We start from the raw sequence: 26,921 nt of genomic DNA, 5'->3' as shown, positions 1-26,921 counted from the left end.
AAAAAAAACGGCCCCTGCCGAAACAGGGGCCGTTGGTACTGCAAAAGTCAGGCATTAGTCCATCTTGACGGGTACTTTTGCCTTGAGGACGAACTTGCCGTCCTTGACAGACAGGAGGGACAGCGGGCTCTTGATCGGCTCGCGGTTAGCCTGCATGCTGATGGTGCCGGAAACGCCTTCGAACTTCTTGGTCTGTGCCAGAGCGGTTTTGAAGACTTTCGGGTCAACGCTGTTGCCACGCTTCATAGCGTCGACCAGCAGCATCACAGCGTCGTAGCCCTGGGCGTCGAACAGACCCGGGAGCTCGCCGTTGTGCTTGGCTTTGAACGCCTCGATGAACTTGGCGGTAGCAGGAGCAGCCTGCTCGGTGGAGAAGCCCAGAGCGGACATGGAGCCCTCGACGGCCGGGCCGCCCAGCTCGATGAATTTCGGGGAGAACAGGCCGTCGCCGCCGAACATCGGAGCCTTCAGACCCTGCTTGCGGGCCTCTTTCATGATGAGAGCGCCTTCGGTGTAGTAACCGGAGAACAGGATGACGTCCGGCTTCTTGCTCTTGATGTTGGTGATCTGAGCGGAGAAGTCCTTGTCGCCGTCTTTGACTTTCTCGTCGGCAACGATCTTGATGGACGGAACCTTGGCGGCTGCGTCGCGGAAGGTCTGGGACAGACCGACGGAGTAGTCGTTGTTGTCGGAGGTCACGATGGCGACTTTCTTGAAGCCGAGGTCTTTCGCGAAGTACTCGATGCAGGCCGGGATGGCGATGGAGTCGAGCAGGGTGTCGCGGAAGATGAAGTCGCCTACTTCGACGACGCCCGGGCCGGTTGCGCCTGCGGAGAGGAGCACGACGCCGGCTTTCTGAGCGATCGGAGCGGCAACCTTGGTGATGCCGGTGGTCGGGTCGCCAACGATGGCGGTGACGTTGTCACGGGAGATGAACTTCTGGGTTACGGAAGCACCTTCCTGCTTGTCGCCACGGTTGTCGGCTTCGACGATCTCGATCTTCTTGCCCTGGATGCCGCCGGCAGCGTTGATCTCGTCGGCAGCCATCTTCATGCCTTCGAGGGTCGGCTTGCCGAACATCGCTACGTCGCCGGTGAGGGCGCCGAGGAAGCCGATCTTGATGGTGTTGCCCGCCGGAGCGGCGGCCGGAGCTGCGCCCTCTTTAGCCTCTTCCTTCTTCTTGCAGCCGAATACGCCGGCGGCGAGCACTGCCACGAGCAGCAGCGCGCTGATCTTCTTAAAGCTCATGCAGACTACCTCCTTAGGGATTGATGTATCACATTGTTAGGTACAGCCCTAGTTCGTCAACAGATATTAATGGTCACTACTCGATTGTCAAGACAGTGGCACTGAATTTCTCCTCTCCGGTTCTGGTTGAACCGGGGAGGAGAAGGTATCTGTCTTAGAAGTTGTACTTCACAATGAGTTTTGCATCCCACGGGTTGTCAGCATCTTCGCCGGCGCTGATGCCTTTGAAGTGGTCACCGAGGAAGAGGTAGCCGGCGCGAGCGCCCAGGGTCACGTTAGCGGTCAGCTTGTAGTAAGCTTCTGCGTTGATCTCGGTGCCGAGGTACTTGCTGTCGCCGTTGGCGCTACGAGCCTGGAGGTCCTTAGCAACGGCAGCGAAGCCGGCGTTGGCGCTGGCGGATACCTTGTCGTTGAAGGTGTAGTCGTAGCCGAGGGTGCCCATGATGACGCCTTCGTTGTTGTTGTTCACGTCGTAGATGATGGCGTTGTCGATGGTGGTCGCGTACTTGTCGCGGCCCAGCATGATCATCTCGGAGTCGTAGAACTGGCCGCCTTCGGTGAAGCCCCTGTCGGAGGCGGGAACGTACCAGGCATTCTTGCCGCCGCCAACGTAAATGAACTCGGTACGGGCGGTGCCGCCTGCCAGCGGCATCTTGGCGCCGACGTTGAAAGCGTAACCTTTGGCATCCACATCGGTGGTGATCTCGCCGGCCTGCTTGGCGATGAAGGCGTTCACGGAGACCGGACCGAAGTTGCCGGCAGCGTTCACACCGAAGGTGTGCACCTTGGCGTCAGGGAACACGGTGAGTAGACCCGGGGTGTGCTGGTCGCGAATGAAGTAGTAAGCAGCACCAACGGAAAGATCCTTGCTGATGTTGTACTTGCCGTCGAGGGCGTACATATCGAAGGTGTTCTTGCCGAGGACGTTGCCTGCCTTGCCTGCATCGGCGGAGTCATGGAAACGGAAGTAACCGGCATTGATGCTGGCGTTGGAGTAATCGTGGGAAAGCAGGACACCGGCCATGTCGGCGTCGAACAGGATGCCTTTGAAGGAATCGTTGAACGGCTGCATACCGATCTTGGCGTTGATCTGCGGGTAGTTCAGGTCGAGGTAGATGTGCTTGGTTTCCATGTTGACGGTGTCGGCACCGAGGGCGCCGCCGCCACCACGGGCATTCTCATAAGAGCTGTTGCCCCAGAAGTTGTAGTCGAACTCGAACTTGGTAACGAGTTTGACGTGGTCATCTGCCTTGGCGGTGTAGCCGAGACGGAAACGCTGCACAAAATAGTTGTTGGTTGCCGCATCCTTCTCAACCACGCCGGTGCCGGCGAAGTTGCCCACGTCAAAGAACGTGGTGAATGCGCCGCTGAACTGGTTCTCGAGAGCGAGAGCGGAGCTTGCGGATGCTGCGGTGAGTGCGGTTGCGATGGCTACTACTAACAGCTTTTTGTTGCTTTTTTTCATACTGCCTCCTCGTTGTGTAGTAATTGCATTACAGCATTTTTACAACTGTGTTGCCCGGTCAAACAGAGAAGAATCTGTCCCCCCTTTCCTTTTATGGAATTTACAAACTGCAGATACAGAACTGGCCCCTGCTGACGCAGGGGCCAGCGATGAACTACAATATCTGGCTCAAAAACAACTTGGCGCGCTCGTGCGTGGGCGCGGTGAAGAAGTGCTCTGGAGTGCCCTCCTCCACGATGCGGCCCGCGTCCATGAAAATGACGCGGTCGGCCACCTCGCGCGCGAAACCCATCTCGTGCGTGACCACGGCCATGGTCATACCGTCCTTGGCGAGATCCTTCATGACGTCGAGCACCTCCCCGATCATCTCGGGGTCGAGCGCGGAAGTCGGCTCGTCGAACAGCATGAGCTTCGGGTCCATGGCGAGCGAACGGGCGATGGCGACGCGCTGCTGCTGGCCACCGGAAAGCTTGCCCGGGTACGACTTTGCCTTCGCGGCGAGGCCCACGCGCTCAAGAAGCATCATGGCCTTCTCCTCGGCCTCATGCTTCGAGCGCTTGCGTACCACGATCTGCGCCAGCGTCAGGTTCTCCAGGACGGTCTTGTGCGGGAAGAGGTTGAAGGACTGGAACACCATCCCCACTTCCTCGCGCACCTTGGTGATGTCGGTCTTCGGGTCGTAGAGGTCCATGCCGTCCACGACGATGGTGCCGCGGTCGATCTCCTCGAGCCTGTTGATGGAACGCAACAGGGTCGACTTGCCGGAACCCGAAGGACCGATGATGACCACCTTCTCCCCGTCATAGATATCCAGCGATACGCGGTCAAGGGCACGGAAGGATCCGTAAACCTTGATGATTTCTTTCGCCTCTACCATTTTCCTGCGGCTATTTATTGACACTGACACGCTCCTCCATTACGCCGATGATCTTCGAGAAGAACAAGGTGATGATCAGGTAGATCAGCGCGATGACCGTGTAGGTCTCAAAATAGGTGAAGGACTCGGAAGCGTACTCACGGCCGCGGCGCAGAAGATCGGCGACAGCGATGATGGAGACCAGCGAGGAATCTTTCAAAAGGGCGATGAATTCGTTGCCCACCGGCGGCAGGATCACCTTCACCGCCTGCGGCAGGATGACGTGAATCATGGTCTGGCGACCGTTCATCCCCAGGGAGAGGGCAGCCTCACGCTGTCCCTTGGCGATCGACTCGATCCCGGCGCGCACCACCTCGCCCATGTAGGCGCCATAGCAGACCGCCATGGCGATAATGGCGGAAAGGATGGCCGGAACCTTCACGATGGTGCCCAGTGCGTAGTAGATGTAGAAGATCTGCACCAGCAGCGGGATGCCACGGATGACCTCCACGTAAAGGGAGGCGACGCCGTTGAAGAAGCGGTTCTTGGAGATCCGGCCCAGGCCGGTGATGAGGCCGATGACGATGGCCAGGAGTATCGCCCCGAGGGTCACCTGGAAGGTTACCGCGATGCCATCGGGAACGAACTTGAGAATGTTGAGGTACGGATCCGGTCTGTTCCAGACCAGGTAGGCAATGGTGCCGATGGCGCCAAAGAACGCTATGCGCCAGGCGGTGAACAGGCCGCGGTCGCTTTTACGGGGAATGGCGGCGCCGTCCCCTACATCGATGATCTGCTTTTTTGCTTCAGTACTCATGCTTTCTTGTGACCGTCCCGGGCCGGTGTACCGGCTTTTGTTGATGTGCTGCTGTGCTGCGGTTTCTGTTTAAAGAAAGCTCCTGCAGAATCGGTTACTACTGTCGGGTAGCGTTCCGTTCTGCAGGAGCTTTGAGGTGTTACTTAAGCTGCCACTTCTTCTTGAGCTGTACGTCGATCTTCTTTTTCTGAACCGCTGCGATCCCCTTGTTCAGCTGGGCCACCAGGTCCTTGTTGCCCTTCTTGACCACGATGCCGTAGGCCTCTTTGGTGAAGGACTTGCCCACGATCTTGAACTTGGAGCTGTACTCCTTCTTCTGCAGAGCGTAGGTGATTGCGGTCGGCTCGTCGCAGACGACGCCGGCGATGCGGCCGGCAGCCATGTCCTCGAAGGCCAGGCCGACTTCGTCATAGGTCTTCAGCTCGACGCCGGCAACCTTTTTGACTTCCATGGCGCCGGTGGTGCCGATCTGGGCGCCGACCTTCTTGCCCTTCAGGTCAGCGATCTTGCTCCCCTTCTCAGCCTTGGGCACGACCAGGATCTGGCCGATCTGGACGTACGGATTGGTGAAATCGTATTTGGCCTGACGCTCCGGGGTGATGGTGACGGAGGAGATGATGGCGTCGTACTGGCCTGCTTCAACGCCGGCGAAGATGCCATCCCAAGCGGTGTTCTTGAAGGTGACCTGCAGGCCGGCCTCTTTGGCGACAGCGGTCATGAAGTCGATGTCGAAGCCCACGATCTTCTTGTTGGCGTCAACAAATTCCATCGGCGGCCAGGTTGCGTCGGACGCGACGGTGATCGCCTTCGGTGCGGCGAAAGCCGCGGACACAAAACAGAGTCCCAAAGCCAAAACTGCAGTCAGAGTACGAAGTGCTTTCATGCTTCCTCCATAAATTGTCTTTAATATTAAACGGAATACACCATTCAGCTTATCGCCGCATACTTTTAAAGCTATTCCAGCCTCTTGTCAACCACTTATTAATTTGGCGTTGCGCTCGTTTTAAGCCCATGTTAACTTGTCATACCACAATTTAGGAAATTCAAGGTTTTATGAGGTCAAAATTACTTTGGGATCTGTGAAAAAAATTCGCGCAGGTATACTTCTTTTGATAACGACGTTCTTCTGGGGTGTCACTTTCACTGTGGTGAAGGACGCCATCAGCAAGGTAGACGTATTCGTTTTCCTATCTCAAAGATTTCTAATCGCAGCTGCAATCATGTTACCCATCGCTTTAACACGCACTAACAGAGTAAAAATAAAACTACTCACACACGGATCCATTCTTGGAATTCTCTTATTTGCATCCTACGCCTTCCAGACCGTCGCCCTGAAGTACACAAGCGCGTCCAACACCGGCTTTCTTACCGGGCTCAGCGTCCTCCTGGTGCCGCTTTTTGGGGCCGTCATCTTCCGACATAGCGTGGGAACGGGCATCAAGTGGGGGGTGGGCTTGGCCACTCCGGGGCTGTTCCTGCTCTGCACCGACGGCAGCCTGAGCTTCAACATCGGCGATATCCTGGGGGCCATCTGCGGGGCGTGCGTCGCCTTGCACCTGCTCTACACCAGCCATTTCGCCCGGCATGCCGACAGCGACGTTTACCTGCTGACCACCTTGCAACTGTCGGTGGTTGGCGTCTTGAGCCTTGCCTCGGCGCAGGCGCGTGGCCAGCAGGTCTTCGTCTGGCACCCGGAACTGCTCTGGACCCTGGTGGTCTGCGTGCTGATCGCCACCATCTTTGCTTTCCTGGTGCAGACCACCATGCAGAAGTGGATCAGCCCCGCCCACACTGCGCTGATCTTCTGCACCGAGCCCGTCTTTGCCGCACTCTACGCCTACTACGCGGCGGACGAGAGGCTGGGCGCCCTCGGCCTGCTGGGTGCCGTTCTCATCCTTGCCGGCATGGTCTTCTCCGAACTGCTGCCGGATGGCACCGAGAGCGAAGCGAGCGTGAGCATCGCCGCCGAAGGGTGACCGGTAAGTTATCGGTTGACACCGATTTCTCCTTATAATAATTTTTTCGATCTAGCCATACCGGCACACGCACACAGGGCGCAAAGCCGCGCCAAAAAGGGGACGCGATGATAAACACAGGACACCACAGCGAGCTCAAGCACCATTTCGCCAGCGACAACTACGCAGGGATCTGCGCGGAGGCATGGCAGGCGATGGCGGAGGCCAACAGCGGACTGGCGAGTTCCTACGGCGACGACCGCTGGACGGCCCAGGCGTGCGAGAAGATCCGTGAAGTTTTTGAGAAGGATTGCGAGGTGTTCTTCGTCTTCAACGGCACCGCTGCCAACTCGCTGGCGCTGGCATCGCTGTGCCAGTCCTACCATTCCATCGTCTGCCACGAGATGGCGCACATAGAGACCGACGAGTGCGGCGCCTCCGAGTTCTTTTCCAACGGCACCAAGGTGCTTTTGGTGCCCGGCGACAACGGCAAGATCAACCTCGACGCAGTCGAGCACACCATCACCAAGCGCAGCGACATCCACTACCCCAAGGCGCGCGCCTTGAGCATCACCCAGGCCACCGAGCTGGGCACGCTGTACTCGGTTGAGGAGTTGCAGGCGATCGGGGAACTGGCGAAGCGGTTCGACCTGCGCGTGCACATGGATGGGGCGCGTTTCGCCAACGCCGTGGCAGCCCTGAATGTGGCGCCCAAGGAGATCAGCTGGCAGGCGGGGGTCGATGTGCTCACCTTTGGCGGCACCAAGAACGGCTTTGCCGTGGGTGAAGCAGTGGTCTTCTTCAACAAGGAGCTCGCCTACGAGTTCGACTACCGCTGCAAGCAGGCGGGTCAGTTGGCCTCCAAGATGCGTTTCCTCACCGCCCCCTGGATCGGCATGCTGGAAAGCGGCGCATGGCTCAGAAACGCGGCGCACGCCAACAGCTGCGCCCGGCTTTTGGCCAACGAGATCAAGAAAATACCCCAGGTCCGCATCATGTTCGAAAGCCAAGCCAACTCGGTCTTCCTGGAGATGGCTCCGGAGGCGCTGGAAGCGTTGAGAGCGCGCGGCTGGCACTTCTACACCTTCATCGGCTCGGGCGGCGCCCGCTTCATGTGCTCTTGGGACACCAAGGTTGAGGAAGTCGCCAACCTGGTGGCTGACATCAAAGCAGTGGTTTAGCATGCTGCATGTGCAGTTGCAGCCCTCCCACGGCAGAAGGGACAGGCTCCGTTAGGTGCCTGTCCCTCTAGCGGAACGCCCCTTTCAGCTCAGCCACCTTCCTCAAACGACTAAGGGGACAGGCACCTGGCGGAGCCTTTCCCCTCCATCTTGAAGTTTCATCAAAATTTCACGATTTTCCAACAAGACTTGCACAACTCTCGTCGCGAATTGTTCAAGTCTCCTTGCGAGTTGCTCAAGTCTCGTCATAACTTGGTCAAGTCTCGTCGCGAGTTGCACAAGTCTCGTCGCGAGTTGCGCAAGTCTCATCGCAAGTTGCTCAACTCTCGTCATAATTTGATCAAGTCTCGTCGCAAGTTGCGCAAGTCTCCTTGCGAGCTGCTCAACTCTCGTGAACCTACCATGGCTCCAATTGCTGGGCCTTCGTGAAGTAGCGCCGGTAACCCTGCATCACGATCAGATAAGCCGTAATCGCAACTGCGCCGGTAATGGCGCACATGATGGCTACCTGGTAACGGACCGCCACCATCGGCTCGGTGCCGGAGAGGATCTGGCCGGTCATCATCCCGGGAAGTGAGACTATCCCCATGGCGGCCATGGTGTTGGCGGTCGGCATGATGGCAGCGCGGAAGGCGTTTCTGAGCGCCGGTTTCGCCGCCTGGCGCGCGCTGGCACCAAGGCACAGCGCTGTCTCTATTTCCTCGCGCCGCTCCCGCATCTCCGCTCCCAAGCGCTCAGCAGCAAGGCTAGCGCCATTCATGGAGTTCCCGATGATCATCCCCGCCAGGGGAATCAGGTAACGGGGATCGTACCAGGGGGAATAGTGCACCACCAGGGAACAGAAGACGAAGGTGACGCCCCCGCAACCGACCAAGAGCGCCGTCCCCACCACCTGGTAGAAGCGCGGCATCTTGCGCTTGATACGGGCGCCTATCACCTGCAGCGAAAAGCCCCCCATGACCAGCAGGATGGCCAGAACCGGCAGAGGATGCTGCACGGCGAAGATGAAATGCAGCAGGTAACCAACCGCGAGCAACTGGAACACCATCCGCAGCGAAGCCCACAGCATCTGCGCTTCCTGGCCGATGCGCTTCAACTTCGCGAGGCCCACCGCAACCAGCACCAGAGCGTAGGCGACAACGAGGTCGAGGATACCGAGATTCACCAACCCTTGATTATCCATCACACCTCCTGGTCCGAAGGTTCAGAAAGAAACCTCTTGAGCTCCACGCTCGCAGGGTGCGCCAACAACTCGGCCGCCCTCCCCTGCTCCAGTATTCGCCCCGCTTCCAGGTAAAAACAATAATCTGCCACCTTTCCCGTCAGGCGCAGGTCATGAGTCACCATGATCATGGTGAGTTTCCTGCCATGACAAATCTCGCGCAGGGTGGCGGCGAGTTCGTCAGACGTCCTGCGGTCCAAGGCGCTGGTCGGTTCATCCAACAGGAGCACCTGGGGCTTGGTGATGAGAGCCCGCGCCACGCCTACCCGCTGCTGCTGACCGAGCGACAGGGATCGTGCGTCCCGTTCCAATAGGTCCCGGTCCAGCCGCGCCAGCGCCAGCACCTCGGTTACCTCCGCGCTTTGCGCTGCAGGGGGAGGTACGTGCCGGTAGCGAAAGGGCATCTGCAGATTGTCGAGCACCGTCCCTTCGAACATGAACGGCTTCTGCGGCACCAGTGCCACCAGGCGGCGCAACTCAAGTGGATCCATCGTGGCGATGTCGGTGCCCCCGATGGTGATCCGCCCCGCGCTTGGGTCCGTGAGCCGGTTGATCAGGCGGATCAGCGTACTCTTCCCGCCCCCGGACGGCCCGATAATGGCCGTTATTTCCCCTGCCTTGGCGGCAAAGGAAATGCCGTCCAGCAACTTGACCGCGCCCCCATCAGCCTTGAGCCCCAAAAAGGAGACGCCGTCGACGGTGACCATGTCTGTATCGGGTCCACTCAAATTATATTTCTCCCGTTTCTCACCCAATAGAGGCCAGTTCCAGCCTCCCGCCCCAGCGCAGCATCAACTCTCCACGCAGCCTTTCATGCCCCGGCTGCTCCAGCACCGGGTCCTTCTCAACGAGTGCAAAGGCGTCCTTGCGGGCCTGCTCCAGAACACCGCCATCGCGCAGGATGTCCGCTACGCGCAACTCCGGCATGCCCGCCTGGCGGGTGCCCAGGAAATCGCCGGGACCTCTGATCTGCAGGTCGGCCTCGGCGATGACGAAGCCGTCCGAGCTTTTCACCATGACCTCCAGCCGCTTCTGACCGTCCTCGGAGAGCTTATCGCCCGCCAGCAGGATGCAGCGGGAACGCTCACTGCCGCGCCCAACCCTGCCCCGCAACTGGTGCAACTGGGAGAGTCCGAAACGCTCGGCGTGCTCAATCACCATCACGGTGGCGTTGGGGACGTCGATGCCCACCTCGATGACGGTGGTGGAAACCAGGATGTCGGTCTCGCCCGCCTTGAACCCCTTCATGACCGCTTCCTTCTCGGCGGCGCTCATCCGGCCGTGCAGCACGGCCACGCGCAGATCCGGAAAGACGTCCTGGGCCAGGTGCTCGGCCATCTGCACCGCGGCCTTCAAGTCGATCTTCTCAGACTCCTCAACCAGCGGATAGATGACGTAAGCCTGCCTCCCCTTCCCCACCTCCTCGCGTACCAGCGAGTAGACCTCGCGCCGGCGCGACTCGCGCACCATGCGCGTCTCTATCGGCGTCCGCCCCGGCGGCAGTTCGTCGATCACCGAGAGGGAGAGATCGCCGAATACGGTCATGGAAAGGGTCCGGGGGATTGGGGTCGCGGTCATGACCAGGATGTCCGGGTTGCTCCCTTTCTTCTTCAAAAGGGCGCGCTGCACCACGCCGAAGCGGTGCTGCTCATCGATGATGCCCAGCCCCAGCCGGTGGAATTCGACCTTGTCCTGGATCATGGCATGGGTGCCGACCACGATGCGTGTCTCTCCCGACGCAATCTTCTCCAGGGTGTCGTTCTTCCCCTTGATGCTTGCCGTCAGAAGCGCGACCGAGATGCCGAGCTTCTCACAGTAGCCGTGGATGTTCAGGTAGTGCTGTTCGGCCAACAGTTCCGTCGGCGCCATGATGGCAACCTGGTAGTCGTTCTCCACGCAGATGAGCGCTGCCATGAGCGCCACCAGCGTCTTGCCGCAGCCGACATCCCCCTGCACCAGGCGGTGCATCGGGTGCGGCGCGATCATGTCCTCCTTGATCTCGGAGAGGACGCGCTTCTGTGCGCCGGTCAGGCTGAACGGGAGGAGTTTCAGCAACTCTTTGGTGTAGCGGTGAGTGACGTGGAAGCTGATGCCGTCCTCAAGCGCGATGCCGCGCTTCTTCATGGCCAGCCCAAGCTGCAGAAAGAACAGCTCGTCGAAGGCGAGCGAGCGATGTGCCGCAGAGCGCCCGTTGTTGAGATCGGCAAGCGAACTGGAGGGATCAGGCTGGTGCGCTTCCCTGAGCGCCACCGGGAGGCTCAGGAGGTGATGCCTGCGTAACAGCTCCTCCGGGAGGGCCTCTTTCACGTAGCGGCTGTAGCGGGGCACCGTGTCGCGCATGATGCGGCGCATCACCTTCTGGCTCACCCCTTCCGTCAGCGGATATACCGGGAGAATCCGGCCGAAGTTCTCCGGATCGCGCGCCATAACCTGCTCGATCTCCTCCCCCTCGCCGGCCCACTCCACCTCGGGGTGATGCATCTCGCGCTGAAAGCCGAACTGGGCCACGTCGCCGATGAAGATGCCGCGCCTGCCGGCATAGAACTGCTTCTTGAGGAAGTTGGGATGGAAGTTGAACCACTTGAGCGGCAGGCTGCCGGTCTCGTCCTTGACGATGGCCTCGAAATAGCGCCGCCCCCCCTTGGTCACCTGGGCCTCCGCGGAGACCACCGTGGCGAAGAACGCCTCGGAGTTGCCCGGCCGCAGTTCCGAGATGCGTTTCAACTGGCGCCGGTCCTCGTAGCGGTTGGGGAGGATGTAGAGCGCATCCTCGACCGTCGCGATCCCCTTTTTGGCGAATATCTCGGCGAGCTTGGGCCCCACCCCCTTGATGGCGGTCATCGGGGTCTTCAGTTCCTCGGGGACGGAAACGACGATGGCTGGTGCGGGCTTAACTGGTTTGACGTTCTTTGCAGGAGCGGGAGGGACGTGCCTGGAAACGCGGAGGGTGCCGTCGACGATGTCGACGCTGACTTGGTCGCCGGGAGCGAGCTGCAGGGATTCCCTGAGCTGTTCCGGAAGCTTGAGCGACCCGTCTGGCGCGAGCGTTATGATCGGCATGGGAGAAAAAGAAAGGCGCCCGAAGCTTGCTCCGGGCGCCGGTCGTGTTATTCGAAGATCTTGTTGAGGTCGGCGACGATGTCGTCCACGCTGATGCCGTGGGCGGCGCAGCCCTGCTCGAGGGACTCGTTCTGAGCACCCATGCAGCCGATGCAGCCGAGGTTGTATTTAGCGAGCACCTTGACGACGTCCGGGTGCATCCTCATCACTGCGGCAAAAGTCATGTCCTTGGTTACCTGAGCCATGTAAATCCTCCTGGTCACGCGCTGGCGCGCATGTTGGTTGTGGTGCGAAACGTGTGGGTGCTGCTGTTATTCGTAGCGGATCTCGATGATCTCGTATTCCTTCATACCGGAAGGAACACTGACGCGGACGGTGTCGTCCAGCTTGTGCCCGATCAGCGCCTTGCCTACCGGCGAGGTGCAGGATATCTTGCCCAGCTTGATGTCGGCCTCGTCCTCGCCGACGATCTTGTAGGTGATCTCTTCTTCGGTCGCGGTGTCGTACACGGTGATGGTGGCGCCGAAAACCACCTTGTCCGGCTTCAGGTTGGAGAGGTCGACCACGTAGGCCCTCGCCAGTTTGTCCTGCAGCTCCAGTATGCGCCCCTCGATGAAACCCTGACGGTTCTTGGCCGCATCGTACTCCGCATTTTCAGAAAGGTCGCCGTGTGCCCTGGCCTCTGCGATATCCTGGATCACCTTGGGGCGTTCTTCCTTAATAAGGCGTTTAAGGTCCTCCTGGAGGGCCTCGTAGCTTTCCTTGGTCAATGGAACTGTCTGAGACATCGGTTTTGCTCCTTGATGAACTTATAGGGGGGCCTGGAGGCCCCCCGCTGTGCTGCATGTGCTGGATTTGGAAAGGGAGCGCCTTGTGCGGCGCTCCCCGGTCGGTTACTTCAGATATTCCTGGATGGACTTCACTTCCAGCTTGGACTGCGCCGTGGCGATGATGCCGTCGACCGCGGCCCGTGCCCCCGATGCCGTCGTGTAGTAGGCGACGTTGTTGATCAGGGTGTTCCTGCGGATCGAGTAGGAATCCGCCACTGCCTGCGCGCCGTGGGTGGTGTTGATCACCATGCAGATCTCGTTGTTCTTGATCGCATCCACGATGTGGGGACGCCCTTCGAGCACCTTGTTGATCACCTGGACGGGAATGCCCTTTTCCTGCAGGTAGGTTGCCGTACCGCGCGTGGCTATCAATTCGAAGCCCTGATCATACAGTCTTTTTGCCGCGCTGACAATATGTTTTTTGTCCAAGTCTTTCACTGATATGAAGACCTTACCGGTTGTCGGCAGCTTCACATTGGCACCCATCTGGGCCTTGGCGAAGGCCTGGGCGAAGGTCTCGCCGATGCCCATGACCTCGCCGGTGGACTTCATCTCCGGTCCGAGGATGGTGTCCACGCCCGGGAACTTGGCGAACGGGAAGACGGACTCTTTCACCGAGATGTGCTCGGGGATGATCTCCTCGGTGACGCCCAGTTCGGTCAGGGTCTTGCCGGCCATGACGCGGGCCGCGATCTTCGCCAGCGGCCTCCCCGTCGCCTTGGAGACGAAGGGCGAGGTACGGGAAGCACGCGGGTTGACCTCGATGATGTAGATCTGGTTGTCCTTGACGGCGTACTGGACGTTCATCAGGCCCTTCACGTTCAGCTCCAGCGCCATCACCTTGGTCTGGCGCCTGATCTCCTCCACGATCTCCGGAGAGATGGAGTACGGCGGCAGCGAGCAGGCCGAGTCGCCGGAGTGGATGCCCGCCTCCTCGATGTGCTCCATGATGCCGCCGATGACGGCGATGTTGCCGTCGCAGAGGGCGTCAACGTCGATCTCGATCGCCTCGTCCAGGAACTTGTCGATCAGGATCGGGTGCTCAGGCGACGCCTGCACCGCGGTGTGCATGTAACGGCGCAGGTTGTCGACGTCGTACACGATCTCCATGGCGCGGCCGCCCAGGACGTAGGAAGGACGCACCACGACGGGGTACCCGATACGGTCGGCGACGGCCTCGGCCTCCTCGAAGGAGCGGGCGGTGCCGTTCTCGGGCTGGCGCAGCTTGAGCTTCTGCAGCATCTCTTGGAAGCGCTCGCGGTCCTCGGCGCGGTCGATGGCGTCGGGCGAGGTGCCGATGATGGGCACGCCGGCCTTCTCCAGGGCCACGGCAAGTTTCAGCGGGGTCTGCCCGCCGAACTGCACGATCACGCCGGTCGGTTTCTCCACGTCCACGATGTTCAGTACGTCCTCGAAGGTGAGCGGCTCGAAGTAGAGGCGGTCCGAGGTGTCGTAGTCGGTGGAGACGGTCTCCGGGTTGCAGTTGACCATGATGGTCTCGTAGCCGTCCTCGGAGAGGGCGAAAACGCCGTGCACGCAGCAGTAGTCGAACTCGATCCCCTGCCCGATGCGGTTCGGTCCGCCGCCCAGGATGATGATCTTCTTGCGGTCGGTCGGCTCGGCCTCGCACTCCTCCTCGTAGGTCGAGTAGAGGTACGGGGTGTGGGCCACGAACTCGGCGGCGCAGGTGTCGACCCGCTTGAAGACGGGCTTGATGCCGTTGGCCAGACGCAGTTCGCGCACCTCGCCTTCGGTGATTTTCCAGAGCTGGGCCAGGTACTTATCGGAGAAGCCGTAGCGCTTGGCGTCCCAGAGGGTGTCGCGCAGCACTTCGCCACCCGCTTTCACGTCGGCCTCTTTCAGACACTCTTCCATCTCGATGATCTGGCGGATGTTGTGCAGGAACCAGGGATCGATGGCGGTCAGGGCGTAAATCTCCTCCACGGTCATGCCACAGCGGAAGGCGTCGCCCACGTACCAGAGACGGTCGCAGTTGGGGGTCCTGAGCTTATCGAGAAGCAGGTTACGCTCCTTCTCGGTGAGCGCCCGACGGGTGTCGCCGCCCACGCCGAAGAAGCGGGACTCGAAGCCGCAGGAGCCGATTTCCAGGGAGCGGAGCGCCTTCTGGAAGCTCTCCTTGAAGGTGCGGCCGATGGACATGACCTCGCCCACCGACTTCATCTGGGTGGTCAGGGTCGCGTCGGCTGCCGGGAACTTCTCGAAGGTGAAGCGCGGGATCTTGGTCACCACGTAGTCGATGGTCGGCTCGAAGCAGGCTGGCGTCTCCTTGGTGATGTCGTTGGTGATCTCGTCCAGGGTGTAGCCGACGGCGAGCTTGGCGGCGATCTTCGCGATCGGGAAGCCGGTCGCCTTGGAGGCGAGCGCCGAGGAGCGGGAGACGCGCGGGTTCATCTCGATGACGATGAGGCGGCCGTTCTTCGGGTTGATGCCGAACTGGATGTTGGAGCCGCCGGTGTCGACGCCGATCTCGCGGATGATCTTGAGCGAAGCGTCGCGCAGGATCTGGTATTCCTTGTCGGTCAGGGTCTGCGCCGGTGCCACGGTGATGGAGTCGCCGGTGTGCACGCCCATGGCGTCGAAGTTCTCGATGGAGCAGATGATCACGACGTTGTCAGCCGTGTCGCGCATGACCTCGAGCTCGTACTCCTTCCAGCCGATCAGCGACTCCTCGACCAGGATCTCGTCGGTCGGGGAAGCCTCGATGCCGGCCATGGACATGCGCTCGTACTCTTCCATGTTGTAGGCAATGCCGCCGCCGGTGCCGCCCAGGGTGAAGGAAGGACGGATGATGGCCGGGAAGCCGACGTGCTTGATCACGTCCATGGACTCCTGGTAGTTGTGCGCCAGACCGGACCTCGGGATATCGAGGCCGATCCTCACCATCGCCTCCTTGAACAGGGTGCGGTCCTCGGCCTTCTTGATGGCCGGGAGCTTCGCGCCGATCAGCTCGACCCCGAACTTCTCCAGGGTGCCGTTCTCGGCCACCGCGACCGCCGTGTTGAGAGCGGTCTGGCCGCCCAGGGTCGGCAGCACCGCGTCCGGGCGCTCCTTCTCAATGATCCTGGCCAGGACCTCCGGGGTCACCGGCTCGATGTAGGTAGCGTCGGCGAAGTCCGGGTCGGTCATGATGGTCGCCGGGTTCGAGTTGAGGAGGACAACCTGGTATCCCTCCTCCTTGAGGGCCTTGCAGGCCTGGGTGCCGGAGTAGTCGAACTCGCACGCCTGGCCGATGACGATCGGGCCCGCGCCGATGATGAGGATCTTCTTGATGTCTGTGCGTTTAGGCATTTAAATCTCCCTCTTAATCTAAAAACGTTCAACGTTCAACGTTCAACGTTCTGCGTTATGTCACTTCGAAATGTAGGTCGGCGCCGCTTGTGCCCAAAGACCATGGTAAGACTGGTTTTAACGTCGAACGTTGAACGTTGAACGGGGTCTCACTCCGGTTCTTCCTGCACCCACCCGTTTTCCAGCTCCAACTCTTCCAGCGCCTCGACCGCCTCGGCGTACTCGTCGCTGGTGATCCTTCTTTCTATCCCGGGCGTCTGCGCGGCAGCGTGGGCGGGAAAATACTGGCTCATCAGGGCGATGTGCGTTGCCGACCCGAGGTTTTCCGCGATCCATGCCAGCGTGTCGGGACTCCCCGCCTGCCCTTCCGGCAGCACCAGGTGACGCACGATGAGCCCGCGCACCGCGATGCCGTCGTCGTCACATTCCAGGTGCCCCACCTGCCTCAGCATCTCGGGCAGGGCCCGCCGGTTCACCTCGGTGTAACCCTTGGCGCCGGAGAGCTTTACCGCCACATCGTTATTGCAGTACTTCATGTCCGGCAGGTAGATGTCCACCACGCCGTCCAGCAGGGCCAGCGTCTCCAGGCTCTCGTAGCCGTTCGTGTTCCACACGATGGGAATCCTGAATCCCTTGCGGATGGCGAGGTAAAGTGCGGCCAGGATCTGCGGCGTAAAGTGGGTCGGCGTGACGAAGTTTATGTTGTGCACGCCCTTCTTCTGCAGCCCCACCATCTTGTCGGCCAACTGCCCAACCGTCAGGTCGGTGCCGTTTCTGAGCTGGCTGATCGGGAAGTTCTGGCAGAACTTACAGTTCAGGGTGCAGCCCGACAGGAAGATGGTACCGGACCCCTTGGTGCCGGAGATAGGCGGTTCCTCGCCGCGATGCACGTTGGCCGAGGCGATGCGCACCTCTTTGCCGCTTTCGCACAGCCCCGTCTCCCCCTTCAAGCGGTTCACACCGCAGGCGTGGGGGCAGAGGTCGCAGGCGGCCAGGCGGCGGTAGGCTTCCTTGATGCGCCGGCTCAGTTCGCCGTTTTCATAAAGCTCTAGATATTTCATCTGCCTACTGCCACACCCTTCAACCAGCGACCAAACCTCTTTTCTCGTTCCCAAGCTCCAGCTTGGGAACGCAAAGCGCCAGAAGCTCCTGCTTCGACTTAGACATGCAAAGCTGGAGCTTTGCGCTGCAGTTGGTTCCCAAGCTGGAGCTTGGGAACCAGAAACCTCTTCCCCCTCCCTAACCCTCCCCCTCCGGGGGCGGGAACTCTTCAGCTCCTCCCCCCGGAGGGGGGAGGCTGGGAGGGGGGAAGGTTTACTATGCTTTATGCTTCTCCATCATCTCCACGAACCTGTTGAACAGGTAGTGCGAGTCGTGCGGCCCGGGGGACGCTTCGGGGTGGTGCTGCACCGAGAAGATGGGGAGCGTCTTGTGCGCCATCCCCTCGACGGTCTGGTCGTTCAGGTTCTCGTGGGCGAGACCGGCCACGTTCGAGAGCGACAGGATGTCAACCGAGAAACCGTGGTTCTGCGCGGTGATCTCCACCTTCTTGGTGGCGATGTCCATGACCGGCAGGTTGGAGCCGTGGTTGCCGAATTTCAGCTTGATGGTTCGGCCGCCCAGGGCGAGGCCCAGGAGCTGGTGGCCGAGGCAGATGCCGAAGATCGGCTTCTTGCCCACGAACTTCTTGATGTTCTCGATGACTTCCTTCATCGGCTCCGGGTCGCCCGGGCCGTTGGAGAGGAAGATGCCGTCCGGGTTCATGGCCAGCGCGGACTCGGCCGGGAAGGTAGCCGGTACCACGGTCACGTCGCAGCCGGCGGAGACCAGGCAGCGCAGGATGTTCAGCTTGATGCCGAAGTCGTAGGCGACCACCTTGTATTTCAGGTCCCGCTTGTCGACGTTCGGGTAGCCGGTCTGCAGGTCCCACAGTCCCTGGGTCCAGTGGTAGGGGGCGGAGCAGGTGACGCCGGTGGCAAGGTCGAGGCCGCTCATGGACGGGATGGCGCGGGCCTTTTTCACCAGGCTCTCCGGATCGAAGTCGATGGTGGAGATGATGCCGTTCTGCGCCCCTTTGTCGCGCAGGTGCCGGGTCAGGGCGCGGGTATCGATCCCCTGGATGCCCACCACGCCGTTCTCTTTCAAGTAGGCGTCCAGGCTCATGGTGGCGCGGTAATTGGAGTAGCAGTCGAGGTACTCGCGCACGATGAAGCCGGAGAGGTAGAGCTGGTTGCTCTCGATGTCCTCCGGGTTGATCCCGGTGTTGCCGATCTGGGTATAGGTCATGGTCACCATCTGCCCCTTGTACGAGGGGTCGGTGAGCACTTCCTGGTAGCCCGACATGGCGGTGTTGAACACCACCTCGCCGCTGGTTTCGCCCGTTGCGCCGAAGGCCTTCCCTTTGAAAATCCGGCCGTCCGCCAGAGCAAGCACTGCTTTCATGTATCTTCTCCCGAATCCGTTATATTTCTGCCGCGCGTCACGCGCGTATCAATCACATTTCCCAAACCGCTGGAACCACGTCCCCGCCCCCGGAGGGGGAGGGACAGGGAGGGGGAGCGAAGCGTCTCGTTATAAGCATCCCCCCTCCCGACCTCCCCCCTCCAGGGGGAGGAGTACTACGCCTGGTACACCACCTGGCCCTTGACCACGGTGTACACCGCCTTCCCCTTCATCTTCCAGCCAAGGAAGGGCGAGTTCTTCGACTTGGTCTCCAGCTTGGCCGCCTCGACCTGCCACTCCTTGCACGGGTCGATAACAGTGACGTCGCCGAACGCGCCGACCCTCAGTGTGCCGCGGTCGATCCCAAGGATCTTCGCAGGGTTGCACGACATCACCGAAACCAGCCCTTTAAGATCCAGTACCCCTTCCTCGACCAGCTTCAAGGAGAGCGGCAGGGAGGTTTCCAGGCCGACAATGCCGTTCAGCGCCACGTTGAACTCGACATCCTTCTCGTCCAGGTGATGCGGAGCATGGTCGGTGGCGATGGCGTCGATGGTCCCGTCGGCAAGGGCCGCTTTCATGGCCGCCACGTCGGACTCGCCTCTGAGCGGCGGGTTCATCTTGGCGTTGGTGTTGTAGCCGCGCACCGCATCGTCGGTAAGCGTGAAGTAGTGCGGCGCGGTCTCGCAGGTCACCTTCACGCCGCGTGCTTTGGCGTTGCGGATGATGCGTGCGGAACCGGCGGTGGAGATGTGGGCGATGTGCACCGGGGCGCAGGCGAACTCGGCGAGGTAGACCTCGCGGGCCACCGCGATATCTTCGGCCGCCCAGGGAATTCCCTTGAGCCCGAGTTCGGTGGCGACGAATCCTTCGTTCATCACCCCCTCACCCACCAGGGCGAGGTCCTCGGAATGGGAGATCACGGTGATGCCGATCCCCTTGGCGTACTCGAGGGCGCGGCGCATCAGTTCGGAGTTGCACACGGGCTTGCCGTCGTCGGAGACCGCAACGCAGCCGGCCTCTTTCAGGTCGCCCATCTCTGCCAGACTGTCCCCCTTGCTCCCCTTGGTGATGGAGCCGACCGGGAACACGTTGACCAGCGCCTCGCTTTTGGCCTTGTTGACCACGTAGCTGGCGACTGCCTTGTTGTCGATCACCGGCGAGGTGTTGGGCATGCAGGCCACCGAGGTGAAGCCGCCTGCCGCAGCGGCGCGGCTCCCGGTGGCGATGTCTTCCTTGTACTCGAGGCCCGGATCGCGCAGGTGCACGTGCATGTCGATCAGGCCCGGGGTGACCAGGAGCCCGGAGGCGTCGATGGTCTGGGTTCCCTCCGGTGCCGCAATCCCCTGTCCCAGCTCGAGGACCACACCGTCGGCAATCAGCACATCCATGGTTTCGTCGATCCCCTGCGAAGGATCGATCACGCGCCCACCTTTTATCAGAAGATTCATCTTTAACCCCTCCTAAAACCCGTTAAAAGGTTCAACGTTCAACGTTCAAGTTGCCGCCCTGCCTGTGGCATCCGACGTGGAACGGCTTGTTCACAGCAGGATTTACTCGGGTCCAGCGTCCATCCGAAGCGATGAGCTAAACATCGAACGTTGAACGTTGAACGGCCTCTCGCCTATTCCACCGGCTTTCCGCCGCAGACGTGGTACAGCATCGCCATCCTGACCGCGACGCCGTTCTCGACCTGCTTCAGGATGGCGGACTGGTCACAGTCGGCGACCGACGAGGCAAGCTCCACGCCGCGGTTGATCGGGCCGGGGTGCATGACGATGGCGTCCTTTTTGGCCAGGGCCAACACGGCGGGGTTGAGGCCGAAGTAGCGGGAGTATTCACGCATGCTGGGGAGCAGGGTCTTGCCCTGGCGCTCCAGCTGGATCCTGAGCATCATGACCACGTCGGCCTGATCCACCGCCTCGCGCATGTCCTTGCAGACGGTCACGTTGCCCAGCCGCTCGATGCCGGGGGGCATCATGGTCGGCGGGCCGGCCAAAAAGACCTGGGCGCCCATGGTGGTGAGGCCGTAGATGTTGGAGCGGGCCACGCGGCTGTGGGTGATGTCGCCGACGATGGCGACCTTCAAACCGGCGAGCTTGCCGAACTTCTGGCGCATGGTGAGCATGTCCAGGAGCCCCTGGGAGGGATGTTCGTGGGCGCCGTCACCGGCGTTGATCACCGAGCAGGAGACGCGCTTGGCGAGGTACTCGTGGGCGCCGGAGACCGAGTGGCGCATGACGATGATGTCAGGCTTCATGGCGAGGATGTTGGCGGCGGTGTCGGAGAGGGTCTCACCCTTGACGACGGAACTGGTCGACGCGGTGATGTTGACGGCGTCGGCGGATAACCGCTTGGCGGCGATCTCGAAGGAGGTACGAGTCCTGGTGGAGGCCTCGTAGAAAAGGTTGATCACCGTCTTGCCGCGCAGAGTCGGCACCTTCTTGATGTCCCGCTGGTTGATCTCGCTTAGGTTGTCCGCCGTGTCGAGGAGCAGTTCGATCTCCTCTTTGGTCAGATCCTTCAGGGCGATGATGTCTTTGTGCCTGAAACCCATGGTCCCCCCCAGAAACTAGTTTTGCGCCACGCACCGTTACGTGGCGCGTTGAAAACGATCAAGACAGATTGCAAGTGCATCAAAATTATCCCCTCCTCAGGAGGGGGAGGGTCAGGGAGGGGGTAAGCTGACTAGGCCGCGCTGCGCCCCCCTCCCAACCTCCCCCCTCCGGGGGAAGGAGTTGTGGTTACTCGCCCCTACTTCTGCAGGATCACTTCGGTCGGCTTGTTGTCGGCGTCGAAGGCGACCATGATGTTCTCGCTGCGGCTGGTCGGCACGTTGCGCCCCACGAAGTCGGCACGGATGGGAAGGTCGCGGTGCCCGCGGTCTACCAGCACGGCCAGCTGGATGCAGGAAGGACGTCCCTGGTCGAAGATGGCGTCCATGGCGGCGCGGATGGTGCGGCCGGTAAAGAGGACGTCGTCCACCAGCACCACCTTCTTGCCTTCCACGGAGAAGGGAAGCTCGGTCTTGCCGACCGGCAGGTGCTCGTGGTGCCCCTTGATGTCGTCGCGGTACATGGTGATGTCAACGGCACCAACGGGGACGTCGACCCCTTCGATCTCGCTCAGGCGGGCGCCCAGTTCCTGGGCCAGGTGCACCCCGCCGGTCCTGATGCCGACCAGCACCAGCCCCTCGACTCCCTTGTTTTTCTCGAGCACCTCGTGGGCTATCCTGGTCAAGGCCCTTTTTACGCCGGTGCCATCCAGTATCACAGTGTTTTCAGCCATAATAACCCCCTGTCATCGGCGTAAGCGCCTGTGGTGAATCGGTTTTGGTCTCGCGCCCGGGCGCGTAATTAAAAAGAGCCTTTCCGCGCAAGTGGGCGAAAAGGCTCTTTCTTTAGATAGTAAAAGAGTGCTTTATGCTTCACCTTTGCTAACCTCACGGGGCTAATTTAAAAGGCAACGAATAAATTTGAGACAAAATAGCATTGAGCCTTGGCAGAGTCAAGGAAAAGCAAGACTGGAACAGGCAGAATACGATTAAGTTTCACTCACAACCGACCAGTAGAATCAGCCACCCCAAAGCCCCCTGATGAGATACCAAAGCAGGCGCGCTTCCGGCTCTGTCACGCTCTCGGCCGCATCACCTTCGCCGTCCTTGCCATAGCGGGACCAAAATGCTATAAAGCTCGCACCGTTCTCGGAATAATGAAGACTTTTTGTAGAGCGTGGCAGGCTTCTCCCGCCACCCTGCATGGAGCACAAAGGAAGAAGTGATGTTGACAGGAAAACAGAAGAGATTTCTCCGCGCGCTCGGCCACGGCCTGAAGCCGGTAATTCAGGTGGGCAAGAGCGACGTCAGCGAGGCGCTGATCAAGGAGACCGTGGAGGCGCTGGCCAGCCACGAACTGATCAAGGTGAAGGTGCTGGAGAGCTGCCTCATGGACCGCCACAGCGTTGCCGAAGAACTCTGCACCGCCTGCGAGGCGGAACTGGCGCAGGTGCTGGGACGCACCCTGCTGCTCTACAAGGCGGCCAAGGAGCCCAAGCTGGAACTTCCCAAGGGGAAGTAAGCCTAACCGCTGCCACAACGAGAAAAGCCTCCCCGGACCTGCCGGGGAGGCTTTTTAAATTTCAAAGAGGGACCTGCTAACGCAGCCCGGACGCGTTGAACAGGGCCGAGTACTTCATGTCGGTTCCCATGATGTGGTCCTGCAGCCAGCGCTTGAGAAACTCCAGGATCTCGGCGGTGAAGATGAGCCCCTGGTTGTCGACCCGGTTCTGCAGGTCCAGGGCCTTGGCGGCGAACTCGTCGTGCTCTCTTTTGTGCGCCACGAATTCCGGGTACTGGTACTTCTGCATGTATGCCTCTTCGGCCTGAAAGTGGCTGGCCACGTATTTCACCATGGAGGCGACGATTTCCTTCTGCGCCTCCTTCCCTGCCCGCGCCATGTGCGCGTCGTGCAACGCATTCAGCATGTCCACCAGGTTCTTGTGCTGGTCGTCGATCTCCTTCACCTTCACGCTCAGTGCATCATTCCATTCAAGATAAGCCATCCCGATCACCTCTACAGTATTGTTTTCCCTGAGCGCGTAATTATCACAGCTTTTAGTTAAGGATCAAGTCACAGAATTACACTTTTTTGTTTACAGAAACAGTGCCGCCCGTTTCTGTGTCAGACCCTCTCGTACGGCTCAAACAGTCTCTTGAACTCGTCCAGGGCGAAACGGTCGGTCATGCCGGCTATGTAATCGCAGATGACCCGCTCCCGCCCTTCGCGCTCCATCTTCATCTGGTGCTTCATGGGGAGCAGCGTCGGGTGTTTCAGGTAGACCTCGAACAGCTCGGCCAGGTAGCGCTCCGCCTTGACCCGCATCCTCTCCACCTTGTAGTGGCGGTACAGGTTCTGGAACAGGAAGCGCTTGAGCTGGGCGTTGCGCTCGGTCATGGCCGGGCTGAAAGAGACCACCGGGACGTTCACCCTTCTCAGGTCATCCTGGGTCTCGATCTTCAGCTTGGCGAGATTCTCGGCCGTGGTCTGCACCAGGTCGTTGATCAGCACGCCGATCAGGGCGCTCACGGTCTGGCATACGCCGCGCTCCACGTCGATATCGGGGTAGTGGGCCACGATTCCCTCGTGCACCTCGTTCCAGAGGTCCACCTTCTTGAGCTGGCTCAGGTTGATGTAGCCCGACTTGAGGCCGTCGTCAATGTCGTGGTTGTTATAGGCGATCTCGTCGGCGAAGTTGATCAGCTGCGCCTCGACGGTGGGAACCGTCCCGGGGAGGAACTCGGCGAAGATGGGTGCGGGGGAATCGTAGGGGGAGGAATGTTTGGCGATCCCTTCGCGCACCTCCCAGGAAAGGTTGAGGCCGTTGTAGCCGGGATGGCGCTCCTCCAACTCGTCCACCACGCGCAGCGACTGCAGGTTGTGCTCGAAGCCGCCGCACCCTTCCATCAGGCGGTTCAGCACCTCCTCGCCGGTATGGCCGAAGGGGGTGTGCCCGAGGTCGTGGGCCAGGGCCAGGGCCTCGGTCAGCTCTTCGTTCAGCCCGAGCCTCCTCGCGATCCCCTTCCCTATTTGTGCCACTTCCAGGGAATGGGTGAGGCGGGTGCGGTAATAATCCCCCTCGTGATTGACGAAGACCTGGGTCTTGTACTCCAGGCGCCGGAACGCGGCGCAGTGAATGATGCGGTCGCGATCCCTCTCGAAAGCGGGACGATGGTCCCTGAATTCCTCGTGGTACTTGCGTCCCCGGGATGTGGCGCTGGTGGCCGCGTAGCCGGCGAGATCACTGCGCTCCAAGGCATTGCCCTCTTTCATCCGCCCCCCTGCTCAAGTCAGTTAAAAGTAGGTAATTTATATACTGGCCGCCAACCCTGTCAACAGCAAACTTGATTGACCTTATCCATGCATCGTGCTAATAGAGCAGCCTGCGGCGCAATGTCATACACACCTGCCGCCCGACACGCTGCCACAGGCTCAAGTCCTGTGCAGAAGAGGGAGTTGTTCTTTTTATGACGTACCTACACCGGAGATGCTCTTCATGCGGGTGATCGCGGGAAGCGCCCGCGGCCGGCAGCTGCTGGCCCCGAAAAACCAGCGGGTGCGCCCGACCGCGGACCGCGTCAAGGAGGCGCTCTTCAGCATCCTCGTGAGCCGCCTGGGCGACTTTTCCGGGATGCGGGTGCTGGACGTCTTCGCCGGCACCGGCAACCTCGGCATCGAGGCACTCAGCCGGGGCGCGGATAGCGCGGTCTTTATCGACTCGCACCGGGAGTCCGCGGAACTGATCCGCAAGAACCTGGAAGTGACCAGGCTCGCCGACCGGGCCAGGGTCGTGGTGCAGGAAGCCGCCGCGGCGCTGCGCTGGCTCTCCCGCGGCGAGGCCGCATTCCACCTGGTGTTCCTCGACCCTCCCTACGCCGAGGGGCACACGCAAAGGTTACTGGAGTTACTCTCGACCTCGCCGCTCATCGATGCCGGCACCACCGTGGTCGCCGAGTTCTCCGCCAAAGAGGATGTACCAACGCGTTTCGGCAGGCTGGCTGAAAGCGAGCGCCGCGTCTACGGCGACACCGCCCTTTCCTTCCTGACCCTTTCTGACAGAGGTGAACCGTGCCCTTGAGAGTGGCTGTCTATCCCGGCTCCTTCGATCCCGTAACCTACGGCCATCTGGACATCATCGACCGTGCCCTCAAGATCTTCGACGGCGTGATCGTGGCCGTGGCCAGAAACTCCGAGAAGAACGCCCTGTTCACCGTCCAGGAGCGGATCGACATGCTCACCGAGATCCTGAAGGACCGTCCCCAGGCCAGGGTGGAGACCTTCGAGGGGCTCCTCGTCGACTACGTGCGCCGCGCCGGTGCCACCGTCGTCATCCGCGGCCTGCGCGCCGTCTCCGACTTCGAATTCGAGTTCCAGTTGGCGCAGATGAACCGCAACATCACCCGCGAAGTCGAGACGCTGTTCATGATGACCTCGGTCCCCTACAGCTACCTCTCCTCCTCCATCGTCAAGGAAGTGAGCCACCTGAACGGCCCGGTGGACAAGTTGGTGCCGCCGCTGGTGAAGAGCGCCCTGGACGCCAAGTTCAGGCTGGGCCGCTGACATGGCCGGCTGCCAGGGAGATCACGTTCGATAACAAGGAAAGGCGCATGCGGATAGCAGCGCCTTTTTTCATCCCCGCAGGACTGTCACAGGAGGCCGTATGATCAGCAAGGACATGACCATCAGCGAAATCCTCAGGCGTTACCCGCAAACCCTCCCCATTTTCGAGCGCTACGGCCTGGACTGCTTCGACTGCCAGATCGCCGACTTCGAGCAGTTGGAGCATGGCGCTACCGTGCACAAGGCCGATCTCAAGGCCCTGCTCGAGGAGCTGAACAAGAGCATCTCCTGAAGGCGTCCAATCCCCCCCGCCCCCCCTTTCTCAAGGCTCTATTAGAATGCTGCTGGTATTTCCTGGTTCCCAAGCTCCTGGTTCCCAAGCTCCAGCTTGGGAACCCCATATGGTGCAAAGCTCCAGCTTTGCATCCGAGGGACGTTGGAGCTTCGGAGAGGCTTTGCGTTCCCAAGGTGGACCTTGGGAACGAGATCAATCTCAGTAAAACAAATCCCCCCTGCCCCCCCTTCGCAAAGGGGGGGACACTGGTGCACGTGCGGCGCTGCGCAAGGTGCATTCTTCGTGCTCCGGGAACTCTCTAAAGAACCTCTACAGAGGCGCCGGTTCGATATCAGTAAACGTGATTTTAAAACAGGGTGAAGTGATTTATCATCCCCCCAAAGCACCCTTGCCTGGAGGCCTCCGAACGTGCTACCCTCAGTCACCTCGCGATCTTACCGGTAACATTAATTTTTTCTTGTATTCACTATTTAAATTGACTTTTTACCAAAACTGAATAATTTTAGCCGAAGTAAAACGGTGGATTATTCACCACAGGAGCAGCGTCATGTCAGAGTACAACATCGGGTCGAGACTGAAGAAACTGCGACAGGCCCGAAAGCTGACCCTGCAGGCGGTGGCCAACGAGACCGGTTTCTCCCCGGCCCTGATCTCGCAGATCGAGAACGACAACGTTTCCCCCCCGATAGCCACCCTCTCCAAGATCGCCAAGTTCTTCGACATCAAGCTGGCCCAATTGTTCAGCGAGGACGAGGATGACCGCAAGTGGGAGGTGGTGCGCGCACACGAACGGCGCATCGTGCCCCGGGTCATCTCCAAGGAGGGGACCAAGCAGGGGTACTTCTACGAATCCCTCTCCTTCTACAAGCAGAACAAGAAGATGGACGCATTCATGGTCACCCTGACCGAGAAAGCGCCGGAGGCCAACACCTACAGCCATGACGGCGAGGAATTCGTCTACGTCATGAAGGGCAACGCCGATTTTCTCCTGGACGACAAGAAGATCACCCTGCACGAAGGGGACTCACTCTATTTCGAATCGAGCATCGGGCACCGGCTTCTGAGCCACGACGGCAAAGAGGTAAAGGTTCTGGTGGTCGTGACGAAATAAATAACCAGCAGTATG

At 60.3% G+C, this 26,921-nt stretch carries 25 protein-coding genes; 7 read left to right on the top strand and 18 right to left on the bottom strand.

All coding sequences use genetic code 11. The features are described 5' to 3' along the window. Positions 1-54: 54 nt before the first annotated feature. From JFN91_RS07105 to JFN91_RS07085, 5 genes are all read right to left on the bottom strand, one after another. Entirely contained in the window at positions 55-1,248 is a 1,194-nt protein-coding gene (locus JFN91_RS07105; RefSeq protein WP_199388518.1) for an ABC transporter substrate-binding protein, read from the bottom strand. A 154-nt stretch (positions 1,249-1,402) separates the two neighbouring features. After that, positions 1,403-2,713: a porin gene (locus JFN91_RS07100; RefSeq protein ID WP_199388517.1), complete on the bottom strand. Its 1,311-nt coding sequence runs from the start codon at positions 2,711-2,713 to the stop codon at positions 1,403-1,405. A 154-nt stretch (positions 2,714-2,867) separates the two neighbouring features. Continuing rightward, a complete protein-coding gene (locus JFN91_RS07095; protein WP_328746088.1) occupies positions 2,868-3,614 on the bottom strand; it encodes an amino acid ABC transporter ATP-binding protein in 747 nt (248 codons plus the stop codon). Next, positions 3,601-4,386 carry an amino acid ABC transporter permease gene (locus JFN91_RS07090; protein WP_199388516.1) on the bottom strand — a complete coding sequence of 262 codons (786 nt, stop codon included), beginning with the start codon at positions 4,384-4,386 and terminating at the stop codon, positions 3,601-3,603. The genes JFN91_RS07095 and JFN91_RS07090 overlap by 14 nt, the downstream gene beginning before the upstream one ends. A gap of 139 nt (positions 4,387-4,525) precedes the next feature. After that, on the bottom strand, positions 4,526-5,269 hold the full coding sequence (locus tag JFN91_RS07085; protein WP_199388515.1) for a basic amino acid ABC transporter substrate-binding protein: 744 nt from the start codon (positions 5,267-5,269) through the stop codon (positions 4,526-4,528). A 196-nt stretch (positions 5,270-5,465) separates the two neighbouring features. On the opposite strand from JFN91_RS07085, the gene JFN91_RS22255 reads away from it, so the two are divergent. Beyond that, a complete protein-coding gene (locus tag JFN91_RS22255) occupies positions 5,466-6,362 on the top strand; it encodes a DMT family transporter (protein WP_328746085.1) in 897 nt (298 codons plus the stop codon). 107 nt (positions 6,363-6,469) lie between these two features. Continuing rightward, a complete protein-coding gene (locus tag JFN91_RS07075) occupies positions 6,470-7,522 on the top strand; it encodes a threonine aldolase family protein (protein WP_199388513.1) in 1,053 nt (350 codons plus the stop codon). A gap of 397 nt (positions 7,523-7,919) precedes the next feature. On the opposite strand, the gene JFN91_RS07070 is transcribed toward JFN91_RS07075, so the two are convergent. The 11 genes from JFN91_RS07070 to pyrR form a co-directional block, all read right to left on the bottom strand. Next, complete coding sequence (locus tag JFN91_RS07070; RefSeq protein ID WP_199388512.1) at positions 7,920-8,705, bottom strand: ABC transporter permease; 786 nt, start codon at positions 8,703-8,705, stop codon at positions 7,920-7,922. Then, positions 8,705-9,472 (bottom strand): ABC transporter ATP-binding protein, encoded by a 768-nt coding sequence (locus JFN91_RS07065; protein ID WP_236015016.1) that lies wholly within the window; start codon positions 9,470-9,472, stop codon positions 8,705-8,707. Before JFN91_RS07065 ends, JFN91_RS07070 begins: the two co-directional genes overlap by 1 nt. Before the next feature lie 19 nt (positions 9,473-9,491). Continuing rightward, on the bottom strand, positions 9,492-11,804 hold the full coding sequence (recG, locus tag JFN91_RS07060; protein ID WP_199388511.1) for an ATP-dependent DNA helicase RecG: 2,313 nt from the start codon (positions 11,802-11,804) through the stop codon (positions 9,492-9,494). 47 nt (positions 11,805-11,851) lie between these two features. After that, positions 11,852-12,049, bottom strand: a complete 198-nt coding sequence (locus JFN91_RS07055) for a DUF1858 domain-containing protein (protein ID WP_183346418.1) — start codon at positions 12,047-12,049, stop codon at positions 11,852-11,854. Between the two features lie 66 nt (positions 12,050-12,115). After that, positions 12,116-12,592: a transcription elongation factor GreA gene (gene greA, locus JFN91_RS07050; protein ID WP_199388510.1), complete on the bottom strand. Its 477-nt coding sequence runs from the start codon at positions 12,590-12,592 to the stop codon at positions 12,116-12,118. 105 nt (positions 12,593-12,697) lie between these two features. After that, complete coding sequence (gene carB, locus JFN91_RS07045; protein ID WP_199388509.1) at positions 12,698-15,943, bottom strand: carbamoyl-phosphate synthase large subunit; 3,246 nt, start codon at positions 15,941-15,943, stop codon at positions 12,698-12,700. A 149-nt stretch (positions 15,944-16,092) separates the two neighbouring features. Further along, the gene (locus tag JFN91_RS07040; protein WP_199388508.1) at positions 16,093-17,004 is read right to left on the bottom strand and encodes a radical SAM protein; all 912 of its coding nucleotides are present in this window, start codon (positions 17,002-17,004) and stop codon (positions 16,093-16,095) included. A gap of 256 nt (positions 17,005-17,260) precedes the next feature. Beyond that, positions 17,261-18,385, bottom strand: a complete 1,125-nt coding sequence (gene carA, locus JFN91_RS07035) for a glutamine-hydrolyzing carbamoyl-phosphate synthase small subunit (RefSeq protein WP_199388507.1) — start codon at positions 18,383-18,385, stop codon at positions 17,261-17,263. Between the two features lie 176 nt (positions 18,386-18,561). Further along, positions 18,562-19,836: a dihydroorotase gene (locus JFN91_RS07030; protein WP_199388506.1), complete on the bottom strand. Its 1,275-nt coding sequence runs from the start codon at positions 19,834-19,836 to the stop codon at positions 18,562-18,564. Between the two features lie 173 nt (positions 19,837-20,009). Then, positions 20,010-20,942 (bottom strand): aspartate carbamoyltransferase catalytic subunit, encoded by a 933-nt coding sequence (locus tag JFN91_RS07025; RefSeq protein ID WP_199388505.1) that lies wholly within the window; start codon positions 20,940-20,942, stop codon positions 20,010-20,012. Between the two features lie 197 nt (positions 20,943-21,139). Further along, entirely contained in the window at positions 21,140-21,673 is a 534-nt protein-coding gene (gene pyrR, locus JFN91_RS07020) for a bifunctional pyr operon transcriptional regulator/uracil phosphoribosyltransferase PyrR (protein WP_199388504.1), read from the bottom strand. A 491-nt stretch (positions 21,674-22,164) separates the two neighbouring features. Between pyrR and yhbY the strand changes: the two genes are divergently transcribed. Then, positions 22,165-22,461, top strand: a complete 297-nt coding sequence (gene yhbY, locus JFN91_RS07015; protein ID WP_199388503.1) for a ribosome assembly RNA-binding protein YhbY — start codon at positions 22,165-22,167, stop codon at positions 22,459-22,461. A 76-nt stretch (positions 22,462-22,537) separates the two neighbouring features. On the opposite strand, the gene JFN91_RS07010 is transcribed toward yhbY, so the two are convergent. After that, positions 22,538-22,945 carry a bacteriohemerythrin gene (locus JFN91_RS07010; RefSeq protein WP_199388502.1) on the bottom strand — a complete coding sequence of 136 codons (408 nt, stop codon included), beginning with the start codon at positions 22,943-22,945 and terminating at the stop codon, positions 22,538-22,540. Positions 22,946-23,064: 119 nt separating this feature from the next. Further along, positions 23,065-24,213, bottom strand: a complete 1,149-nt coding sequence (locus JFN91_RS07005) for a deoxyguanosinetriphosphate triphosphohydrolase (RefSeq protein WP_199388501.1) — start codon at positions 24,211-24,213, stop codon at positions 23,065-23,067. 223 nt (positions 24,214-24,436) lie between these two features. Between JFN91_RS07005 and rsmD the strand changes: the two genes are divergently transcribed. The 4 genes from rsmD (at position 24,437) to JFN91_RS06985 (ending at position 26,906) form a co-directional block, all read left to right on the top strand. Continuing rightward, complete coding sequence (gene rsmD, locus JFN91_RS07000; protein WP_199388500.1) at positions 24,437-25,018, top strand: 16S rRNA (guanine(966)-N(2))-methyltransferase RsmD; 582 nt, start codon at positions 24,437-24,439, stop codon at positions 25,016-25,018. Further along, positions 25,009-25,500, top strand: coding sequence for a pantetheine-phosphate adenylyltransferase (gene coaD / locus JFN91_RS06995; RefSeq protein WP_199388499.1), 492 nt, complete (start codon positions 25,009-25,011; stop codon positions 25,498-25,500). Before rsmD ends, coaD begins: the two co-directional genes overlap by 10 nt. Positions 25,501-25,600: 100 nt before the next feature. Continuing rightward, on the top strand, positions 25,601-25,792 hold the full coding sequence (locus JFN91_RS06990; RefSeq protein WP_199388498.1) for a DUF1858 domain-containing protein: 192 nt from the start codon (positions 25,601-25,603) through the stop codon (positions 25,790-25,792). Between the two features lie 550 nt (positions 25,793-26,342). Next, a complete protein-coding gene (locus JFN91_RS06985; protein ID WP_199388497.1) occupies positions 26,343-26,906 on the top strand; it encodes a helix-turn-helix domain-containing protein in 564 nt (187 codons plus the stop codon). Positions 26,907-26,921 lie beyond the last annotated feature (15 nt).

Origin of the sequence: Geomonas anaerohicana, from assembly GCF_016458305.1 — a bacterium.
Lineage (GTDB): Bacteria > Desulfobacterota > Desulfuromonadia > Geobacterales > Geobacteraceae > Geomonas > Geomonas anaerohicana.
The sequence above is the reverse complement of the archived record's forward strand: the minus strand, read 5'-3'. Positions and strand labels throughout refer to the sequence as shown.

Excerpts from the sequence above, each read along its gene's own strand:
- JFN91_RS07030 (WP_199388506.1), bottom strand. The coding sequence starts at position 19,836 with ATGAATCTTCTGATAAAAGGTGGGCGCGTGATCGATCCTTCGCAGGGG.
- JFN91_RS07085 (WP_199388515.1), bottom strand. The coding sequence starts at position 5,269 with ATGAAAGCACTTCGTACTCTGACTGCAGTTTTGGCTTTGGGACTCTGT.
- JFN91_RS07090 (WP_199388516.1), bottom strand. The coding sequence starts at position 4,386 with ATGAGTACTGAAGCAAAAAAGCAGATCATCGATGTAGGGGACGGCGCC.
- JFN91_RS07100 (WP_199388517.1), bottom strand. The coding sequence starts at position 2,713 with ATGAAAAAAAGCAACAAAAAGCTGTTAGTAGTAGCCATCGCAACCGCA.
- rsmD (WP_199388500.1), top strand. The coding sequence starts at position 24,437 with ATGCGGGTGATCGCGGGAAGCGCCCGCGGCCGGCAGCTGCTGGCCCCG.
- JFN91_RS06990 (WP_199388498.1), top strand. The coding sequence starts at position 25,601 with ATGATCAGCAAGGACATGACCATCAGCGAAATCCTCAGGCGTTACCCG.
- JFN91_RS07040 (WP_199388508.1), bottom strand. The coding sequence starts at position 17,004 with ATGAAATATCTAGAGCTTTATGAAAACGGCGAACTGAGCCGGCGCATC.
- JFN91_RS07075 (WP_199388513.1), top strand. The coding sequence starts at position 6,470 with ATGATAAACACAGGACACCACAGCGAGCTCAAGCACCATTTCGCCAGC.
- JFN91_RS07070 (WP_199388512.1), bottom strand. The coding sequence starts at position 8,705 with ATGGATAATCAAGGGTTGGTGAATCTCGGTATCCTCGACCTCGTTGTC.
- JFN91_RS07055 (WP_183346418.1), bottom strand. The coding sequence starts at position 12,049 with ATGGCTCAGGTAACCAAGGACATGACTTTTGCCGCAGTGATGAGGATG.
- carA (WP_199388507.1), bottom strand. The coding sequence starts at position 18,385 with ATGAAAGCAGTGCTTGCTCTGGCGGACGGCCGGATTTTCAAAGGGAAG.
- greA (WP_199388510.1), bottom strand. The coding sequence starts at position 12,592 with ATGTCTCAGACAGTTCCATTGACCAAGGAAAGCTACGAGGCCCTCCAG.
- JFN91_RS07005 (WP_199388501.1), bottom strand. The coding sequence starts at position 24,213 with ATGAAAGAGGGCAATGCCTTGGAGCGCAGTGATCTCGCCGGCTACGCG.
- JFN91_RS07025 (WP_199388505.1), bottom strand. The coding sequence starts at position 20,942 with ATGGGTTTCAGGCACAAAGACATCATCGCCCTGAAGGATCTGACCAAA.
- JFN91_RS06985 (WP_199388497.1), top strand. The coding sequence starts at position 26,343 with ATGTCAGAGTACAACATCGGGTCGAGACTGAAGAAACTGCGACAGGCC.
- pyrR (WP_199388504.1), bottom strand. The coding sequence starts at position 21,673 with ATGGCTGAAAACACTGTGATACTGGATGGCACCGGCGTAAAAAGGGCC.
- yhbY (WP_199388503.1), top strand. The coding sequence starts at position 22,165 with ATGTTGACAGGAAAACAGAAGAGATTTCTCCGCGCGCTCGGCCACGGC.
- carB (WP_199388509.1), bottom strand. The coding sequence starts at position 15,943 with ATGCCTAAACGCACAGACATCAAGAAGATCCTCATCATCGGCGCGGGC.
- JFN91_RS07105 (WP_199388518.1), bottom strand. The coding sequence starts at position 1,248 with ATGAGCTTTAAGAAGATCAGCGCGCTGCTGCTCGTGGCAGTGCTCGCC.
- recG (WP_199388511.1), bottom strand. The coding sequence starts at position 11,804 with ATGCCGATCATAACGCTCGCGCCAGACGGGTCGCTCAAGCTTCCGGAA.
- JFN91_RS07010 (WP_199388502.1), bottom strand. The coding sequence starts at position 22,945 with ATGGCTTATCTTGAATGGAATGATGCACTGAGCGTGAAGGTGAAGGAG.